The sequence below is a fragment of the Schaalia odontolytica genome, assembly GCF_005696695.1.
Taxonomy (GTDB): domain Bacteria; phylum Actinomycetota; class Actinomycetes; order Actinomycetales; family Actinomycetaceae; genus Pauljensenia; species Pauljensenia odontolytica_C.
This window is the reverse complement of sequence record NZ_CP040006.1, coordinates 116,572-134,471: the sequence shown is the minus strand read 5'-3', so window position 1 is coordinate 134,471 and position 17,900 is coordinate 116,572. Positions and strand designations below refer to the sequence as shown.

18 protein-coding genes are annotated in these 17,900 nt (G+C 64.1%); 14 read left to right on the top strand and 4 right to left on the bottom strand.

The features are described 5' to 3' along the window. Window positions 1-55 precede the first annotated feature (55 nt). Window positions 56-487: a hypothetical protein gene (locus FBF35_RS00625; RefSeq protein WP_131726619.1), complete on the bottom strand. Its 432-nt coding sequence runs from the start codon at window positions 485-487 to the stop codon at window positions 56-58. Window positions 488-893: 406 nt separating this feature from the next. On the opposite strand from FBF35_RS00625, the gene FBF35_RS00620 reads away from it, so the two are divergent. Both FBF35_RS00620 and FBF35_RS00615 read left to right on the top strand, forming a co-directional pair. Continuing rightward, the gene (locus FBF35_RS00620) at window positions 894-2,204 is read left to right on the top strand and encodes an alpha/beta fold hydrolase (protein ID WP_060566141.1); all 1,311 of its coding nucleotides are present in this window, start codon (window positions 894-896) and stop codon (window positions 2,202-2,204) included. Window positions 2,205-2,234: 30 nt separating this feature from the next. Further along, a complete protein-coding gene (locus FBF35_RS00615; protein ID WP_060566140.1) occupies window positions 2,235-2,753 on the top strand; it encodes a hypothetical protein in 519 nt (172 codons plus the stop codon). Between the two features lie 75 nt (window positions 2,754-2,828). On the opposite strand, the gene FBF35_RS00610 is transcribed toward FBF35_RS00615, so the two are convergent. Both FBF35_RS00610 and FBF35_RS00605 read right to left on the bottom strand, forming a co-directional pair. After that, complete coding sequence (locus FBF35_RS00610) at window positions 2,829-3,404, bottom strand: hypothetical protein (RefSeq protein ID WP_060566139.1); 576 nt, start codon at window positions 3,402-3,404, stop codon at window positions 2,829-2,831. Window positions 3,405-3,539: 135 nt separating this feature from the next. Then, window positions 3,540-4,499: a tetratricopeptide repeat protein gene (locus FBF35_RS00605; RefSeq protein ID WP_060566422.1), complete on the bottom strand. Its 960-nt coding sequence runs from the start codon at window positions 4,497-4,499 to the stop codon at window positions 3,540-3,542. 178 nt (window positions 4,500-4,677) lie between these two features. Here FBF35_RS00605 and FBF35_RS00600 point away from each other — a divergent pair, with 178 nt between their 5' ends. The 8 genes from FBF35_RS00600 (at window position 4,678) to nrdF (ending at window position 10,541) form a co-directional block, all read left to right on the top strand. Next, window positions 4,678-5,910, top strand: a complete 1,233-nt coding sequence (locus FBF35_RS00600) for a hypothetical protein (protein WP_262337892.1) — start codon at window positions 4,678-4,680, stop codon at window positions 5,908-5,910. Window positions 5,911-6,349: 439 nt separating this feature from the next. Continuing rightward, the gene (locus FBF35_RS00590) at window positions 6,350-6,883 is read left to right on the top strand and encodes a hypothetical protein (protein ID WP_060566421.1); all 534 of its coding nucleotides are present in this window, start codon (window positions 6,350-6,352) and stop codon (window positions 6,881-6,883) included. Further along, window positions 6,876-7,565, top strand: a complete 690-nt coding sequence (locus tag FBF35_RS00585) for a hypothetical protein (RefSeq protein WP_060566136.1) — start codon at window positions 6,876-6,878, stop codon at window positions 7,563-7,565. The genes FBF35_RS00590 and FBF35_RS00585 overlap by 8 nt, the downstream gene beginning before the upstream one ends. Further along, window positions 7,562-7,933, top strand: coding sequence for a hypothetical protein (locus FBF35_RS00580; protein ID WP_060566135.1), 372 nt, complete (start codon window positions 7,562-7,564; stop codon window positions 7,931-7,933). Before FBF35_RS00585 ends, FBF35_RS00580 begins: the two co-directional genes overlap by 4 nt. Window positions 7,934-8,080: 147 nt before the next feature. Continuing rightward, complete coding sequence (locus FBF35_RS00575) at window positions 8,081-8,503, top strand: hypothetical protein (RefSeq protein ID WP_060566420.1); 423 nt, start codon at window positions 8,081-8,083, stop codon at window positions 8,501-8,503. A 79-nt stretch (window positions 8,504-8,582) separates the two neighbouring features. Further along, a complete protein-coding gene (locus FBF35_RS00570; RefSeq protein ID WP_060566134.1) occupies window positions 8,583-8,987 on the top strand; it encodes a hypothetical protein in 405 nt (134 codons plus the stop codon). Between the two features lie 58 nt (window positions 8,988-9,045). After that, window positions 9,046-9,456: a hypothetical protein gene (locus FBF35_RS00565; protein WP_060566133.1), complete on the top strand. Its 411-nt coding sequence runs from the start codon at window positions 9,046-9,048 to the stop codon at window positions 9,454-9,456. 122 nt (window positions 9,457-9,578) lie between these two features. After that, window positions 9,579-10,541, top strand: coding sequence for a class 1b ribonucleoside-diphosphate reductase subunit beta (gene nrdF, locus FBF35_RS00560; RefSeq protein WP_060566132.1), 963 nt, complete (start codon window positions 9,579-9,581; stop codon window positions 10,539-10,541). A gap of 126 nt (window positions 10,542-10,667) precedes the next feature. Here the strand turns inward: nrdF and FBF35_RS00555 are convergent, their stop codons facing one another. After that, a complete protein-coding gene (locus FBF35_RS00555) occupies window positions 10,668-13,364 on the bottom strand; it encodes a prealbumin-like fold domain-containing protein (protein WP_060566131.1) in 2,697 nt (898 codons plus the stop codon). A 645-nt stretch (window positions 13,365-14,009) separates the two neighbouring features. Between FBF35_RS00555 and FBF35_RS00550 the strand changes: the two genes are divergently transcribed. The 4 genes from FBF35_RS00550 to FBF35_RS00535 are packed head-to-tail and all read left to right on the top strand — an operon-like array spanning window position 14,010 to window position 17,898. After that, entirely contained in the window at window positions 14,010-14,711 is a 702-nt protein-coding gene (locus FBF35_RS00550; protein WP_007589799.1) for an FhaA domain-containing protein, read from the top strand. 4 nt (window positions 14,712-14,715) lie between these two features. After that, entirely contained in the window at window positions 14,716-15,219 is a 504-nt protein-coding gene (locus FBF35_RS00545; RefSeq protein ID WP_034464990.1) for an FHA domain-containing protein, read from the top strand. Window position 15,220: 1 nt separating this feature from the next. Further along, entirely contained in the window at window positions 15,221-16,519 is a 1,299-nt protein-coding gene (locus FBF35_RS00540) for a PP2C family protein-serine/threonine phosphatase (protein WP_034464987.1), read from the top strand. After that, a complete protein-coding gene (locus FBF35_RS00535) occupies window positions 16,519-17,898 on the top strand; it encodes an FtsW/RodA/SpoVE family cell cycle protein (RefSeq protein ID WP_060566130.1) in 1,380 nt (459 codons plus the stop codon). Before FBF35_RS00540 ends, FBF35_RS00535 begins: the two co-directional genes overlap by 1 nt. The last annotated feature ends 2 nt before the right edge of the window (window positions 17,899-17,900 follow it).

The window sequence follows — 17,900 nt, the reverse complement described above, 5'->3', positions numbered from 1 at the left end:
CGTCCACCCCCTCACGCCGCAACCTCAGCACCACGCAACGGGGGGAATGGCGTCATTAGGGGTGTGACACGCCGGCGACACGCCGACAGCCAGTTCCTAATGCTGCAAAACCCCCATCGGCAGCCAGCCTGAAGTGCGCGGCGCTGCATCCAAGATCGGCGCAGGTGGGGTTGGCGCGAAAAAACTCGCCCAGCAAATGTAAAAACGCCGATTTTGGGGTGTTTTGAGCGTGCAGGGCGAACTTTTTCGCGCTCACGCACACATCAGGCCAAGCAGGGCGAACTTTTTCGCGCACGAGGTGCGACAACGTAGCGACGTTGAAACCAACAACACCACTGCTCACCCCCGACAAGGGACCGTTGAAACCGACATCACCTCTGCACCCGAAAACTGCACTAAGAAACACCCATTTCGCACCCGCAAAGGCGATGACGGTTTCAACCCTACGCAGGCAGGCACGAGCAATGGCGACACCGGTTTCAGACAACCGGCCGCCTGGTTGGCACGGCCTGACTGCGGGCCCGTGGGCGGCGGCGGGGCCTGGCCGGGCTTCGAGACGACGCACCGAACCAGACAACAGCGACCAGGCGCCGCCGGTGTGGAGGGCACCGGAGGACCCTGAGGGCCAGGCTGCGGTGCCCGTGGGCGGCGGCGGGGCCTGGCCGGGCTAGCACAGCGATCCAGCCCCACAGGTGTGGAGGGCGCCGGAGGGACCGGAGGGCACGGGCGGGCTTCGAGGCGCGGCGCCGAACGAAGTGAGGACGCCTAGCCTCGCGGGCGGCCGGGCCCTCCGGCGCCCGGAACACCCGTGGGGCCACAAGCAGCGCCCAGAAAACAGACGGGACAACAAACGACCACAACGGCACCGCCGCAAAACCGCTACCATTGTGTCCATGCACACAGAGTCGTACCTGCACCACGGTCACACCGTTTACGAACACCGCCTGGACGTTCCCCTTGATCACCTGCGCCCCACTGGCGAGGACAACCCGACGATTCAGGTTTTCGCGCGCGAGGTCGTGCGCAAGGGCCGCGAGGACGCTCCCTACGCGGTGTTTCTCCAGGGTGGCCCGGGCTACCCGAGCCCGCGTTTCGGCACGTTTACCGGCGGATGGATGAATCGTCTCCTGCAGGATTACCGCGTGGTGCTCCTCGATCAGCGAGGCACGGGCCAGTCGACCCGCATGGACGCCCAGGCGCTCTCCCACTTGGATACGGACGAGGAGAAGGCCGCGTACCTGCGCCACTTCCGCCAGGATCAGATCGTGTACGACGCGGAGGCGTTGCGCCGCGAGCTGTGCGGGGATGACCCGTGGACGACGCTCGGCCAGTCTTTCGGCGGCTTTATCACGACCTCGTACCTGTCGCTGGCTCCCCAGGGCCTGAAGGCCAGCCTGATCACGGGAGGTCTGCCCGGCCTCGTCCATGTGGACGAGATCTACCGTCTGACGTATGAGCGCACGGCGGCGCGCAACCGCGCGTACTTCCAGCGCCACCCGGGCGATGAGCGCACGGTGCGCGAGCTGTGCGCGCACCTGGCTGACACGGAGGAGACGCTGCCGACGGGCGAGCGTCTCTCCCCCGCGCGCCTGCGCATGATCGGCATGATGCTGGGCGGCCAGGGCAACACGGATCAGCTGCACTACCTGCTCGAGGGTCCGTGGACGTCGGTTCGAGGCGAGCGACGTCTCTCGTCGCAGTTCCTGGCGGCGATCGGCTCGCAGGTGGACGTCGCACCGATTTACGCCGTGTTCCAGGAGTACATCTACGCGTGCGCGACGCCGGACCTGGTGGGCACGGCGACGGGCTGGGCGGCGGATCGCCTGGCCGAGGAGATCCCGGGCTTCGCGAAGGACGCGAACCCTCTGGATGAGAGCGAGCCGTTCTACCTGACGGGCGAGCATTTCATGCGCCGCGTCTACGACGAGGACCCGGGCTTAGCGCCGCTGAAGGGCGTCGCGGAGATCCTCGCGTCGACGACGGAGGCGGCGCCCGTGTACCTGCCGGATGTGCTGGCCGAGAACACGGTGCCGGTGGCTGCGGCCGTGTACTACGACGACATGTTCGTGCCGCGTGAGCTGTCCGTGGAGACGGGTGAGCTGATCGGCGCTCGCCACTACATCACGAATGAGTACCAGCACGACGGTTCCGCCTATTCGGGCGGAAAGGTTGTCTCTCACCTGCTTGACCTGCTCGCGGATTGATCCGCGCGCTCCCGATTGAAAGGACTGGCCATGGCCGCCTCATCTAGCTGTTCTTGTCCGTGCGCTGGCTCGGTGGACCCGACTCGGGTCGCGGGGTTTGCGGCGGGCGTGGGTGCGACCGTCGCGTGGTACGCCCTGCCTGATTACGTGCGCTCGCGTCCGTTGCGCGGTCTCGTGAAGGCGGGTCTGCTGGGGGTGCTCGGCTGGTCGATGGTGGCGCAGCTGCCGGAGCCCTCGGAGCTTCCGCCCTACGATGACGAGGACGTGGACTGCTCGAAGTCATCCCCCGTCGCGGGTGAGGATCCGCTCGAGGGTGTCACCGAGGCGGATCCGGCGGAGCTGGCGGTTCTCGCGGGCGCGGCGCTGGGGTCGGCGATGATCACGGTCGGCGTGGAGCGCTGGCTGTTCCGCCGCGGTGAGGGTCGCCGTGCGCAGGGCGCTCGTTTTGCCCACACGAGGCAGGGGCTGGCCCTGGGCGCTCTGGAAGCGGGCCTGACCGCGCTGACGTTCGGCGCGGGAGCCGTGCGAGAAAAACTTTCGAAGGGCTGACCTTCCGTCCCGCGCCGACGAGGCCGGGGCACAGTGATCGGGTCCGTGCGCGTGGGCGTGCGGGCCCGACGCGTGTCAGAGGGTGCGTCCGGTGATGCGGCGCAGGGCTTGGCAGGAGCGCCAGGAGTTGAGGAGTCCCATGGCGAGGGGCAGGGAGACGAGGGCGGCGAGGAGAGCGGATTCGGTGGCGACGGCGATGGAGCCGACGGCGAGGAAGCCGATGAACCAGGCCAGCTGCATGCGCGCGCAGGCGATCATGACGGCGCCGTCTTGCCGGGCTGCGTGCAGGGCTGCGTGGGACTCGGAGAAGATGACGAGGTCTTCGTTGCCGTCCCATTCGCGGTGCCAGCGGCGGGCGGCGATGAGGAGTGCGGCGAGGAGCGCGAGGAGGATGAGTCCTCCTCCGAGGATGAGGGTCAGGGCGAGGCCGGCGAGCTTTTCGAGGATCGTGTCGGGCATGGAAGAGAGCTCGACGATAGCGACGATGGCGCTGACGGAGACAATCAGGAGGATAGTGACGACGTCGATGGCGATGTTGACGCGGCCCTGCGTTCGCTGGCCGGCGCGCACGCGGTTGTAGCGGCGCAGCTGGTCATTCCCCAGGCGGTAGGGCCGGGGCGCGGCATCGAATTGCAAGGGCTGATAGGTCACGCCCTCACAATAGCGCTGTCCGTTAATTTTTCGCGCCTTACAAAGCAACTATGCGATGCCCAGTTAGACACTTTTTCACTGGTCAGGATATGAGCATTTTTCGCCGTCATCACTGAAACTGCGCAGCGACAGGGATCAGCGGGTGAGCGCCATCAGCCCGAAGAGGATGAGCCCCGCCAGCACGATCATGCGAACGAAGTCCATGACGGAGCTCCCCAGGTCCGGGAAGCGCTTGCGCAGGATCCTGAAGGTCAGGCGCACGCCTCGCGGGAGGACGCGATTGAAGAGCGCGATCTGCGCGAACGTCATGAGGTAGCCGCTGAGCGACATGACGGCGTACAGGAGGAAGAAGAACAGCGCGAGCTCATCCGTCATGACTCGCAGGGTTGCGACGTAGCCGATTCCGCAGCCGAAGCCCGAGAAAATGGCGAAAATCCAGGCTTTGTCGAGGGCGAAGGTCACGCGCTTGAGCATCCGTCCGTAGGCCTCGGCGACGGGCGGCTCCATCTCGATGTCGTACGAGGAGCGCCCCGCTCCCTTGAGCGGGTGGGCCAGGGAGTCGTATGCGAACTTCGCTTCGGCCAGGTCCGGGGCGTTCGCGGTGGCGCGCCCGAAGGCCCACTGGGCGCCATTGGGTTCCACGGGTGCCCACAGGCGCCCGTATGCCATGAGGAGCTCGACGTCGTTGGGAAGGCCGTCGGTGGCAATCTCGGAGACCGGGCGCGCCTCGTCGTAGCGTCCGAGGTCGACGAGGCAGAGGGTCAGCTCACGCGCTATCTCGGCGGATTGGGGATGCAGGCGCATGCCGGCCGAGGCCGTGGCCTCCGCGTCCGCGACGAGGCCTTGGCGGCGCTGGGCGCGGGCGATGAGCGCGAAGGGGTCGGCCATGTCGTCGCCGTAGGCGCGTGCGCGCGTCGCATACTCCTCGCACAGGGGGTACAGGCCGAGGCGGTCGGCGCAGGCCGCGGCCTGGACGTCGCGACGGTAACAGGCGTCTTCACCCACGACCTCGAGGGATTCGAGGATAGACAGGGCCGCGCGGTAGTCGTGGCGGGCGAGGGCCTCGTCAACGTCGGCGAAGGTGGGCGTCGTCATGGCGAACACGATACCGCCCCCACCCCCACCGAGGTGACCTCGTCCACGACACGCAAACTCCAGCCACTGGCGGTATGGGAAATCCGCTCACGACCTCAGGCGACATCATTCGTCGGCACTTTTCGGCCAGGTTTCACTGCAGATTGTTAAACAACCGGAGTACGCTGACCAATAAGTGATGCGCAACACGCATGTCGCCCGATTGTTCCAACGGAGTGAAGCAATGCCCCCCCTTCCAGCCACCTCAACGGTTCCCACATCTGCAGGAACCGTAGAATTCGCCGAGTCCTTTTCGTGGGACTTTCCGGTTAAGGTGGACGCGATCCTGTCGCTGAAGGACCAGTGCGACAAACCGATCGCGGCACTCGACGAGGCCATTGGCGACGCGACGGCCGCCCGAGGGATGGTCGAACATCAGAGAGCCAGGCTGGTGGAGACCGTCGTCGAGCACCTGACGAATGTCATCTCCGCGAGCGAGCATGCGCTGTCATGTTTCCGCTCGCTGCAATCCGCCCTGGAGGACTACGGGGGCACCCTGAAACCCATCAGGACAGAGTTTCGAGCCATTGTCACCGACGCCAGCGGCGCCGGGCTCACGGTTTCTCGTGACGGAACGAAAGTGACCATCAGCCACCCAGCAAACGTCCCGGGCGGCGTTGGCGCCTTCTTCGCGTCGCTGCGCTCACGCTGCGAGATCAACCAGAGGAAGTTCGCCTACGCGGAAACACTGTTCGGCGACGACCTCGCGGGTATCGACCCCACCGTCTGGGAGTCGACCCTCCTCCCCGTGTTCAACAAATTCGTCGGCACGTACGGATTCCCCACGGGGTTGAATGTGCCAGCTCGCCTACCGGGCTGGGCGGACACCATGCGCAATACCCTCGCAGACGGGATCGAGTCGGTCTATCTACAGGCGAAGGGCGCCAAGTACCAGGCGCCGGCCGGAATCAAAGACGCGTCCCCCTGGAAGCAGATCACCGAGCGAGGGAACCTCAAGAACTGGAAAGTCCCGGGGGTGGACGCCGTCAAGGGCGGCAGTCGAGCGATCAAGACCGCCGACGCATTGCGCATTGGCGGCAAAGTCGCAGGCCGCGCCTGCGCGGTCCTCGACGGAGTCGTCAGCGCCTACGACAGCTACCAGTCGGACTCCTACCACCACCCGGAGATGGGACAGGGCGAGAAGGTAGCAAGAGCCGGTCTCAAGGGCGGTGCCAGCGGCGGACTAGGTTTCGCAGGTGGTGTCGCAGGCGCAAAAATCGGCGCTACCATTGGCGCATTCGGAGGCCCCGTCGGCATTCTTGCTGGAGGAATTATCGGAGGAGTAGTTGGCGGACTTATTGGAAGCGCCACCGGAAGCTACCTAGCAGACCTAGCGAACAACGGGATACACACAGCAATTCACGGAGGATAATAATGTTATTGGGAATACTTGCCCTTCTATTCGGAACAGTTATTTTAGCGACATGGTACATTCAGACCTTCACGGATACGTCATACGGGAAGAATTCACGCTTTATTAGCACAACCTTTCACGCACATCCTAAGTCAGATGCCATCGGATTCCCCGCAACAGGAGTCGTATTCATTTTTGCAGCCATCGTCATCATATGCAACGAGCTTAAATTGCCAAACCTCGTTATCAACTCTCTACTTATCCTCACCTTGCTTGTCATACTCATTTCTCTGATCTGGCGTTTTTCTCCATTGCCTATTCCCCGCTGGGCCGACGCTCGGTACCAGTACATGAAGCGCCACGGAATGCTGGACGAGAACGGCGATCCCCTCCCGCAGTTCGAGCTTTCGGAGGACGACGAGGAGTCCGCTGACAACGATCAGGGATGGGGGACACCATGAGTCTGTCGACCTATTGGCTGATGCCTCCCCGCTGGTCGTCGTGCCCGAAGGAGGAGATCTCCTCGATCCTCAACCAGGCATTCGGGAGCGCCGGCGACGCGCAAGAGCGAACGCCAGACAGCGATCAGCATCCGGCCGAAGGTGGCGTTATCGCCCTCGCCGTCGGCCCCATCGATGCCGATTACGATTTCACCCCCACCCTCCTCGTGCTTGCCTCCCCTATCCCCGCGAGCACGACGCCCGCGCAGGCGCTCGCCGACTCGGCACAGTCCATGTCCGATCAGGTTCCCGGCTTTCGCATGCTGGAGGATTGCGAGTGGCCGGCGCGACCCGAATCTTCACACCTGCGCACGGGAATCTACATTCAGGGCAGCGTCCCCATCACCGCCTGCCAGTGGGCGTGGATTCATTCCGACGGCGGGAATGACTTCCTCCTCACGGCGACTGCGACGATGACGACACCCGCTTTCGGCGACCTGAACGATGACGTTCTCGCGATCATCATGAGCCTGGAGGTGCGCAATGCCTGACCGTCCTCACATCATCATTCCGGGTGATGTCACCTCAAGCTTCGCCACCTCCGAGGGACTCACCGGCGACGCGGACCATCTCGCGGCTCTCATGCGCACGGCTCGCTCGCGATTGGTCATCGCCACCACGTCTCCGGATGCTTCCCAGTGCCGCCAGGCTCTCATCTGGATGCAGGCGGGGCCCTGCGTCGTCGCCCGCACCGCTACCACCCCCGACGGCGACACTGAGACTCACATTTATCAGATCGATAACGAGGAAATTCCCCACGTCACGGCGGCGATATCTCCGCTCACGCCTAACCCCGCCGTCTTCGATGGACCTCCCGTGCTACCGACGGCCATCGTGTACGCCGCACAGCAAGGCACGACCGAACAGACGGCCCAGCTCCTCGAGAATTACTCCTCCTACGGCCCCTCAGATTCCGCCTTCGCGCAGGCTCTCGTGGCCCAACGCTGGGCATACACCACCTGGATCCGGGAAGAGCGCACGAAGAAGGGCTCCTTCGTTCCGACCTCTACCCTCTCCACGTTCATCACGCCAGCCGCCGCCTACAGGGTCGAGGCTCCGCTTTTCGCACCCAGCACCGGACCTCACATCCCCATCCACCCCATCTACAACACGCAGCTGTGGGCACTCATCACGTATCTCTTCGCCCTTTCACCCGAGAGGAAACTGCCATGACTTACGTCGTTCTCGAATGGAATTACGACGAAGTTAATTCGATCATTGCGAAGCTCAGCAACGCGTGCGCAGAACTCAGGAAGACGCCAGCCCTCAGTACATCCGACACGGGCAGCGAACACGATGCAACTCTGAGCAAACACGTCACGGCTCTGAACTCAACACTCAACCACATGGCGTGGATCCTGAACGGCATCTACTTGGGCCTAGCGGCCGCAACAGAGGACTTCAAGTGCACGGACGACGCGGTGGCGGACGTCATGCGCGAGATCCAACGCTACAACGACGAATACAACCACAAGTACACGGCCCCTGTTCCGACGGGGAACACGCAGATCACAGCCGTGACCCCCTCCTCATCAAGCTGACCTCGTCCACGACATACAGCAGGCCGCAGTTCATTTCTGAGCACACACCATTACGACGACTGCTCTTCGACAGCGCGATTGGATCAATCGATAGCAAGCAGATTTAACGAGACATTCCTCAGCTCAATCGGAAGATAGGAGCAGATGATGAGCTATCTATGGTCCTTTGCGGGCCTAGCCATCGGTCTATTCGGCCTGTATTCATGGTATGTGGAAACTTACACAGACTCCCCTATTGCCGCACTATGGCGAGAGATGGGCGATCGAAACGATAAGAACACAAGCGGCGATTCCCTGTCTCCACTATTTATCTCAACAGGATTCTCACTGTTTGCACTGGCGGCAATTCTAACCGACCTCCTTCCCAACATACGCATCATCCTTATTCCTTCCCTCAGTATCGCCATCGTTGGGCTAGCACTTATTGTCATAGGTTTCATTTGCTTCTTCCCATTCCCTGTCCCCCGCTGGGCCGACGCTCGGTACCAATACATGAAGCGGCACGGCATGCTGGACGAGAACGGTGATCCCCTCCCACAGTTCGAGCTTTCGGAGGAAGAAGATTCATGAGCAGTGGATTCGACCGAGAAGTCAAAACAGGCATCAACAGTGCTACTTATTCCGCTATACACGGAGGTGGACAACCCTCATGATTTGGGGAATCATCGGCATACCGTTTAGCCTCGCAATTCTAGCTATGTGGTATTGCGAGACTTATACGGATTCGCAATTTGGCCAGAATGCGCGCTTCATTAGCTCAGCAACACGCATGAATGACAAGTACCAATCAATCGGCACCCTTGCAACAGGAAGTGCATTTCTGGTCGGCAGCTTCGTGACAATCGGCAATGATGGAAGATTTCCGCAGTTTGTCCAACTGACACTTATTGCAATAACTTTGGCAATTTTCATCATCGGTGTTGTCTGGTATTTTTCACCGATACCCGTACCCCGATGGATAGACCCTCGGTACCAGTACATGAAGCGCCACAGAATGCTGGACGAGAACGGCGATCCCCTCCCGCAGTTCGAGCTTTCGGAGGAAGAAGATTAATGAGCACTGGACTCAACGGCGAAGTCGCAGCAAGCATTAACAGTGGAGGTTCGCAGTCATGATTTTCTGGGAAGTCTGTGGTGCGATTTTCGGGCTCATGATTATTGGTGCCTGGTACATGGAGACCTATCTCGATACCACTTTCTCTAGCAACTCCCGCATTATCACCTCGCGGATGAGCAGCAGCGCGAGAAGCCAAGCAACAACACGCCCACTTGTCGGCCTTGGCTTCTTCATCTGCAGCCTCGGAGAAGCTATTTACGACCTCAGTTCTTATTACATCGTCACGGGTATCCTCATCGTCGCCGGTCTACTCTGTTTTCTTATCGCTGCCATCTATCATTTCTTTCCCTTACCCGTTCCCCGCTGGGCCGACGCTCGGTACCAGTACATGAAGCGCCACGGCATGTTGGATGAGAACGGCGATCCGATCGACGTCGACGAAGAAGGATCCGACCCACCGAGGTGACCTCGTCCACGAAACGCAGGCGATCCCGTGACCGCGACACGCGCGCCCCACGGGTATCCTGGTGGGAGCACGCGAGGCCGCCCCGGCCTCGTCCGTCCGACACCGCACACAGAGGAGCCCCCATGGCGACCGAGCCCGTGTTCGAGGCCATCAACTGGAACAAGATCCAAGACGACAAGGACCTTGAGGTCTGGGATCGCCTGACGGGCAACTTCTGGCTGCCTGAGAAGATTCCGCTCTCCAACGACCTGCCGAGCTGGAAGACCCTCACCAAGGACGAGCAGCTCATGACGAACCGCGTGTTCACGGGCCTGACCCTGCTGGACACGCTCCAGGGCACGGTCGGCGCAGTGTCGCTCATCCCGGACGCACGCACCCCGCACGAGGAAGCCGTCTACACGAACATTGCATTCATGGAGTCGGTGCACGCCAAGTCCTACTCGTCGATCTTCTCCACGCTGCTGTCCACGGAGGAAATCAACGAGTCCTTCCGCTGGTCGAACGAGAACGAGGCCCTGCAGAAGAAGGCCGAGATCGTCAAGTCCTACTACGACGGCAACGACCCGGAGAAGCGCAAGGTCGCCTCGACGATGCTCGAGTCCTTCCTGTTCTACTCGGGCTTCTACGCACCCATGTACTGGAGCTCGCACGCCAAGCTCACGAACACGGCCGACCTGATCCGCCTCATCATCCGCGACGAGGCCGTCCACGGCTACTACATCGGCTACAAGTACCAGCTGGCCGTGAATGAGTCGAGCCACGAGCGCCAGGATGACCTGCGCGACTACACGTACTCGCTGCTGTACGAGCTCTACGAGAACGAGGAGCAGTACACGGAGGACCTGTACGATCCGCTCGGCCTGACCGAGGACGTCAAGAAGTTCCTGCGTTACAACGCGAACAAGGCGCTCATGAACCTGGGTTACGAGGCCCTGTTCCCGGCCGATGCGACCGACGTGAACCCCGCGATCCTGGCGGCCCTGAGCCCCAACGCGGACGAGAACCACGACTTCTTCTCGGGTTCCGGCTCGTCCTACGTGATGGGCGAGGTCGTGGACACCGAGGACGAGGACTGGGACTTCTAAGTTTCACGAGGCCGGGGCCGGGCCACGCAAACGACGCGGCCTGACCGGCCACCTCCCCTCGAGACGCACGTGGGTGTGCCCGCCAGATGGCGGGCACACCCACGTCGTTATGTCTCGCAGTGTTTCTTACGCGACCTGCGTCCGCTCTCGGCGGCGCAGCCACGCGCATGCTCCGGCGAGGCCAAGCAAGGCAGCTCCGCCCACGAGCTGGGGGTAGATGCCGATGGATCCGGCCTTGGGGAGCACGCCGACCTGGGTGTCGACGACGCGAATGCCGGGCGTGCGATCCCCGGGCAGGCTGCCCGAAGCGGGCAGGACACGCACGGAGCTGAAGCCCTCGTCGGCGCCGAAGTCCGTCTTAATGACGGTCGTTGCGTCAGCATCCGCGCCAGCCTCGATATGGAAGGCGACGGGACGGGGCAGCAGAGCGTGCCCGACGGGCGCGCGGGTCTCCACGAGCCAGTAGTTCTTACCGGTTTCGAGGGGCGCGGTCACGAAGCGCGACCCTCCATCGAGGACGGAGACCGGGTCCCCAGCCAGGGCCTCGTTGTCGTAGATCGCGAAGGCCGCGCCGTCGAGCGGGTATGTGCCGTCGTCGTTGGGGGTTCCGACCGGCTGTGTGCCGGCCTTTTCGATGCGGATCGGTCGGGGGCGCGCGGGTGCACAGGCCTCATTGTTGGCCTCGCCATCGTGATCGTAGGCGCCCGTCACCGCGTTGTAGAGGCCGTGGCCCGGGGTGAGGCGGTCGTTCGACGAGGCGCACTCGAGCAGCGACTCGGAATACCCGGCGGCCGAACTATCGCGCGTGACCTTCATGCGGATGAACCATGAGGAGGACGCGCCCGGCTCGACGGTCGCCCCCTCGGTGAGGACGTAGGAGGCGGCGGCCGCCTGCGCGGTCGCGGCATCAAGCCCGTCGAGGCTGCTCACGACGGTAGCGGAGCGCACGGTCAGGCCCGGCGCGAAGTTCGGCGTGTCCGTCAGGCGCCCGGTCGTGCCCGCGAGGGTCCCGTCGTTCGTGGCCGTGATGCGGTAGGTGACGGTGATGTCATCCGTCGTCGCGCCCTCGACGGATTCAAGCTCCTTCTGAATGCGCAGCTTGGGCACCTGCTCGCGGTTGGTGAACGTGCAGGTGATCGGCAGGGCCGCCGGGGACGAGGCCGGGGCAACCTGGGAGAAATCCACGCCGCCCGTCTCAGCGTCTCGGGTGACGTTCACTCGCTCGCCCACACCGTTCAGGCAGGTCACGTCGACGAGGCTCCACTGCGCGGAGTTCGGGTCGTCGTTGGTCTTCCAGGGGCCGAAACGCCCCTGCGCACCAAAAGCCAACGGGAACCTGCCGGCGATTCGCGGCCCCGTCTCGGCGATGATGAACTGGGAGAAGCCGGGCATGAAGGCCCTGTAGCCGGAGGTGGCCGCCCCGGCCTCGCCGTAGGCGGTCGGGGTCAGGTTCGCATCCTCGAAGGAGTTCCACCCGACGAAGCCGTCGGCCGTCACGCTCGTGGTGAGCGGGGTTCCCGTGGGCGCGGCCCAGTCACCCACGCCCATCGTCGTGAAGGTGAACGGGGGAATCGCGTCACCCACCTGCTCAGAGTCCTCGGTGACGGCTTTCGCGATGCGCACGTAGCGCTCCTGGCTGAAAGAGCCGTAGAGGCAGCCGAAGGATGCCTGGCTTTCCTTCGTCGTGAAGGTGGAGACCGGGGTCGAGCCGGCGGGCGGGGTGGCGGGGCAGTTGCCGTCCGCGTTGGGCACGAATCCGTAGAGGACGAGGCGGTAGGGGATCCCGTTGACGGTGATCGTCTGGTCCGAGGTGGTCTTCGTGATCGTCAGGACGTCATCCGAGTCGGGCGTCTGGTCGGGCCGACCCTTGGACTCGGGGTAGTTCTGCGGGTAGTCGGTGTAGATATCTCGGTTGCCGTTGCCCTCGCCCACGTACTTGTAGCAGTACCACGTGGTACCCGTATTTCGGTTGAGCGCGTAGTAGGGGGCGTCCGACGGGCAGGTGCGCGGCGCGGAAGCACGGTAGGCCACCTTGTAGGGCCCACCCTCACGCTTGACCGCGGTCGTGTCCGTGTCGTTCGTCGTCTCGTGCTGGTCGAAGGGGAAGGACTCCTCCAGATTGCCGATGCGGATGTCGAACGAGGAGTGCACCCAGTGGATCTGGGAGTAGATAGGGAAGTTGTTGTGGCGCACGGCCCCGATCAGGAAGGTGCTGTTGAGCGGGACGGTTCCGGGATTGTTCGGCTTGTAGCCGAGCGCGCTCGTCGTCGAGGTCGAGATCGCGTCGGGCGTGTATTCGCCGTAGTAGGGGTACTGGTAATAGGCGGCCAAGTGGTAGTCCCAGGCAACGCCTCGGGTGACATAGGACCAGTAGTCACCGCTCTTCGCTGTATTCGCGTCGAGCCAGTCCTGGGAGTATCCCGCTCGATACGCAACCGAGCGCTGGTTGGGGTCCGCGGAATTGTAGACCGTCATACCGGGCACGATACCGAAGTAGGAGTTGTCGGCGACGACGGTGGTGCGGTCAGTACCAGAGTCGTTGAGGACGGCCGCGCCGATGCGCCCTTCGGATCGATTGAAGGTGATGCTGTCGGCGCCGGGGGTCTCGAGGGGAGCCTCCGCTCGCGCTGCACCAGGAACCAGAACGAGGCCGGAGAGGGTAAGCCCCGTCAGTGCGGCGGCGACGATTCCGCGCACGGTAATGCGACACAGGCGCGACGCCTGCACCGCGCGGTCGGCCAGGTGGCCACCCGCCGGCGGATGGTCGTCTCGGTCGGCAGCGCTACTCCTGCGGACGCCGCCCTGCATGTCAGTGAGTCTCATACCGCCCCCACGTTGTTATGGTTACCGACTCACCATAACAATGGGACTTAGTTCCCGCACAACCCTCTAGGTCAGTATTTATCTGTACCCATACATACGGAACAGGGCACCCCTATTCGACGGACCATGCAGACAATTACTGCCAGACCGAGCTCTCCATTCCCAAATGGCGACCCGACTCACTTTTTCACATCCTCACCCCACACTCGGCCACTCAACACGAAAGAGCCAGCAGTACCAACCACCTGGTCAGACCCTTCGATTGTGCACTGCGCAACAGACGCAATGTGCGTGCCGCCAGGACACACCTCGACACGACCTCCCCCAAAACAGAAGTCCAGGAGCGAAATTGCAGCCAAGCGAGACCAAACATGCGACGCGACCTGTCCACACTCTGTTTGCTCCAACACACTTATCGTCACACGTGTAACATGTGCACCAAATGTCACAGGCGCATCATGACAAGGTATTCCCTGCCATGACAGGCCTTCGATGCGAGTGCGCGGGCCTTTACTCATCGGGAACATCCCGACAGATGGGGCCACACCACTTCGCGCGGCGGCTAAACTGTGACTGGGAGCGGCCTCGCTTCCACCCACACCGTACGTCGCGCGCACAGCGCGGGGGAATGAGGAGAGCACGACTATGAGTATCTTCGACCGCTTCGAGAGCGCCGTCGAGAGAGGCGTCAACGGCGCCTTCTCGCGTGTGTTCCGGTCGGGGATCAAGCCCGTGGACATCACCACGGCGATCCGCCGCGCCATGGACGAATCCGTCCAGGAAGTCTCCGCCTCGCGCATCATTGCCGCGAACCACTTCTCGGTCTACGCCTCGCGCACCGACCTCACCTCCCTCGAGGCCTCCCTCGACGTCCTCGCCGACGAGTTCGCCCAGCAGGCCACCGAACACGCCGCAGCGAACGGCTACTCCCTCCTCGGCCCCGTCACGATCGAATTCATCGCCGACGCCTCCGAGCCCAGCGGCACCCTGAAGGTCGACGCTGAAAACCGCCGGGGACCCGCGGCCCCCGCCACGGCCTCGTCCGCGTCCCCCGAGCACCCGATCATCGACGTCGACGGCGAAAAGTGGCTCCTCACCGAGCCCGTCACCGTCATCGGACGCGGCTCCGAAGCCGACATCGTCGTCAACGACTCGGGCGTCTCGCGCCGCCACCTCGAACTGCGCATCACGCCCACCGGCGTGATCGCGACCGATCTGGGCTCCACCAACGGCTCCTTCGTTGAGGGCCACCGCATCGACGCAGCGACCCTGCTCGACGGCAACCAGATCGTCATCGGACGCACCAAGATCCTCTTCTGGACGCACCCAGACCAGAGCGGAGTTTAATGAAGTGACCACTGACCTCGCATTTACCGTTTTCCGCATCGGGTTCCTGGTGCTGCTGTGGCTCCTCGTGCTCGCGGCCGTCAACACGCTGCGACGCGACATCTTCGGCACAGTCGTAACCCCGCGCGGCAAGGGACGCGACAAGGCCACCTCACGCCGCAAAGCCTCCCGTGAGAAGCGCAAGGACAACAAGAAGCGCACGTCCACGAACCCCCTGGCCCCCAAGGATCTCCTGGTGACCGGCGGCCCCCTCGTCGGCACCATGCTGCCCCTCGGCGAGGCCCCCATCGTCATCGGCCGCTCCCCCGCGTGCACCCTCGTGCTCGAAGACGAGTACGCGTCCAGCCGCCACGCAGCACTCACCCCCCAGTCCGACGGCTGGTGGATCGAAGACCTCTCCAGCCGTAACGGCACCTTCATCGACGACGAGCGCCTGAGCGCCCCGCGCCAGCTCAAGATCGGTGACGTCATCCGCATCGGCCAGACGACTCTCGAATTGGTGGGTTGATATGTCAGGAAACGCGGTTCAATTCCACTACGCTGCCCGCTCAGACGTGGGCCTCGTACGTTCCAACAACCAGGACTCCGGATACGCCGGCGCGAACCTGCTGGTCCTCGCCGACGGCATGGGCGGTCCCGCAGGCGGCGACATCGCCTCCTCGGTGGCCCTCGCGCACCTCGTCCCCCTCGACACGGACTCGCACCCGGCAGACTCGATGCTCCCCCTCCTGCGCGAGGCCCTCCTCGACGCGCACGAGGAGCTCACCGAACGCTCGAGCCGCGACCGCGACCTCGAAGGCCTGGGCACCACCTGCATCGCGCTCATGCGCTCCGGCAACCGCCTCGCGATGGTCCACATCGGCGACTCGCGCGCCTACGTGCTGCGCGGCGACACGCTCACGCAGGTCACGACCGACCACTCCTTCGTGCAGTACCTGGTCGACACCGGCCAGATCACTCCCGAGGAAGCCGAGCACCACCCCAACCGCAACGTCGTCCTGAAGATCCTCGGCGACGCGCAGGCCGACGTGGCCCCCGACGAGACGATCCGCGAAGCCGTCGTCGGCGACCGCTGGATGCTGTGCTCCGACGGCCTGTCCGGCGTCGTCTCCCCCGAGACGATCGGCCAGGTCATGGCCGATTTCAAGGATCCGGGCGAGTGCGCCGAAGAGCTCATCCGCCTGGCCCTCCTGGGTGGCGGCCCCGACAACATCACGTGCGTCATCGCGGACATCGTCCCCGCCGGCACGTTCCCGCCCGCTCCCCCGCAGATCGTGGGTGCCGCGGCCATCGACCGCAACGCCAAGTCGCGCGGCGGGGACGGAGCGGCCGCGCGCGCTGCTGCCCTGGGCTCCTCGGCCTCGGGCACCCCCAGCGACGAGGACGAGGCCCCCGTCGAGCTCAAGCCCCGCTCCTCGTGGTGGACCCCCGTGTTCATCTCACTCGTGACGGTCCTCGTGGTCGCCGCGTCGTGGATGTCGTGGAAGTGGACGCAAACCCAGTACTACGCGATCGGCCAGGACGGCTACGTCGTCATCTACCAGGGCATCCCCCAGTCGATCGGCCCGTGGCAGCTCTCCCACGCGGTGGAGGTCTCCAACGTCGCGCTGTCCGACCTCGCGCCCGTGGACCGTCAGCGCCTCGACACCCCGGTGCTGCGCTCCTCGCGCGCCGACATCGACTCCTACATCGAGGGCCTGCGCCGCTCGGTCGTCCAGCCCGCCACCCCCTCGTCGCCAACGCCCCAGTCGGGCGCGCCGCAGTCCGGTGAGGCCCAGTCCGGGGCACAGAGCGGGGGCGCCTCCTAATGGCTACCGTATCGATCGCGCCCGCCCGGCCTCGCCGATTCCTGGAGCTGACCCTTATGGGCCTGGCTCTGGCCGTCGGCATCGCCGGCTACGTGCTGACCTCGCTGAACTACACGGGGGAGATCCCCGCAAACCTTCTCACGCAGGTCGGCGTGCTCGTCGCGATCGCCATCATTGCCGAGGTCGGCGTGCACTTCCTGGCACCCTACGCGGACCCGGTGATCCTGCCGGTCGCCGTGGCGCTGACGGGCCTGGGGCTGGCGATGATCTACCGCCTCGACCTGTCGTACGCGCGCAGGGACGAGGCCACGGTGGGCTTCCGCCAGGCGCTCTTCGTGGGCATCGCGATCGTTATCGCGGCCATCATCTTGATCATGCTGCGCGACCACCGCATGCTGCGCCGCTACACCTACACCTTCGGCGCACTGTCGCTGTTCCTGCTGCTCCTGCCGATGATTCCCGGCCTGGGCCAGGAGACCTTCGGTGCGCGCGTCTGGATCCACCTGGGTCCCATCTCCGTCCAGCCCGGTGAGCTCGTGAAGATCACGCTGGCGATCTTCTTCGCCGGATACCTCGTGACGAACCGCGACAACCTGGCGATCGGCGGCCGCAAGTTCCTGGGCATGCGCCTGCCGCGCGCCCGCGACCTCGGTCCGATCATGGTCGTGTGGCTGATCGGCATCGCGATCCTCGTCCTGCAGCGCGATCTGGGCACCTCGCTGCTCTTCTTCGGCCTGTTCGTCGCGATGCTGTACGTGGCGACGAACCGCGTGTCGTGGCTGGTCATCGGTTTCACGCTCTTCGTGCCGGCCGTCGCGATCGCGGTGAAGTCTTTCAGCCACGTGCAGACGCGCTTCAACATCTGGCTCAACGCCCTGGATCCCGACGTGTACGACCGCGGGTCCTACCAGCTCGTTCAGGGTCTGTTCGGCCAGGCCTCGGGCGGCCTCATGGGCACCGGTTGGGGCCGCGGCTACCCGCAGCTCGTGCCGCTGGCGAACTCGGACTTCATCCTGTCCTCCTTCGCGGAGGAGCTGGGCCTGACCGGCATGGCCGCCATCCTGGTCCTGTACCTGATCCTCATCCAGCGAGGCCTGCGCGCGGCGCTGACGGTGCGCGACGGCTTCGGCAAGCTCCTGGCGACCGGCCTGAGCTTCTCGCTGGCTATTCAGCTGTTCGTGGTGCTCGGCGGCATCACGCGCATCATTCCGTTGACCGGCCTGACGGCCCCGTTCCTCGCTGCGGGCGGCTCGTCGATGGTGTCCTCCTGGATCACCGTCGCGCTGCTGATCCGCGTGTCGGACGCTGCTCGCCGCCCGGCCTCGGCCCCCGCGCCGTGGAACTCCGGTATCCAGCCCGCCGTGGGAGTGGGTGAGTGAGC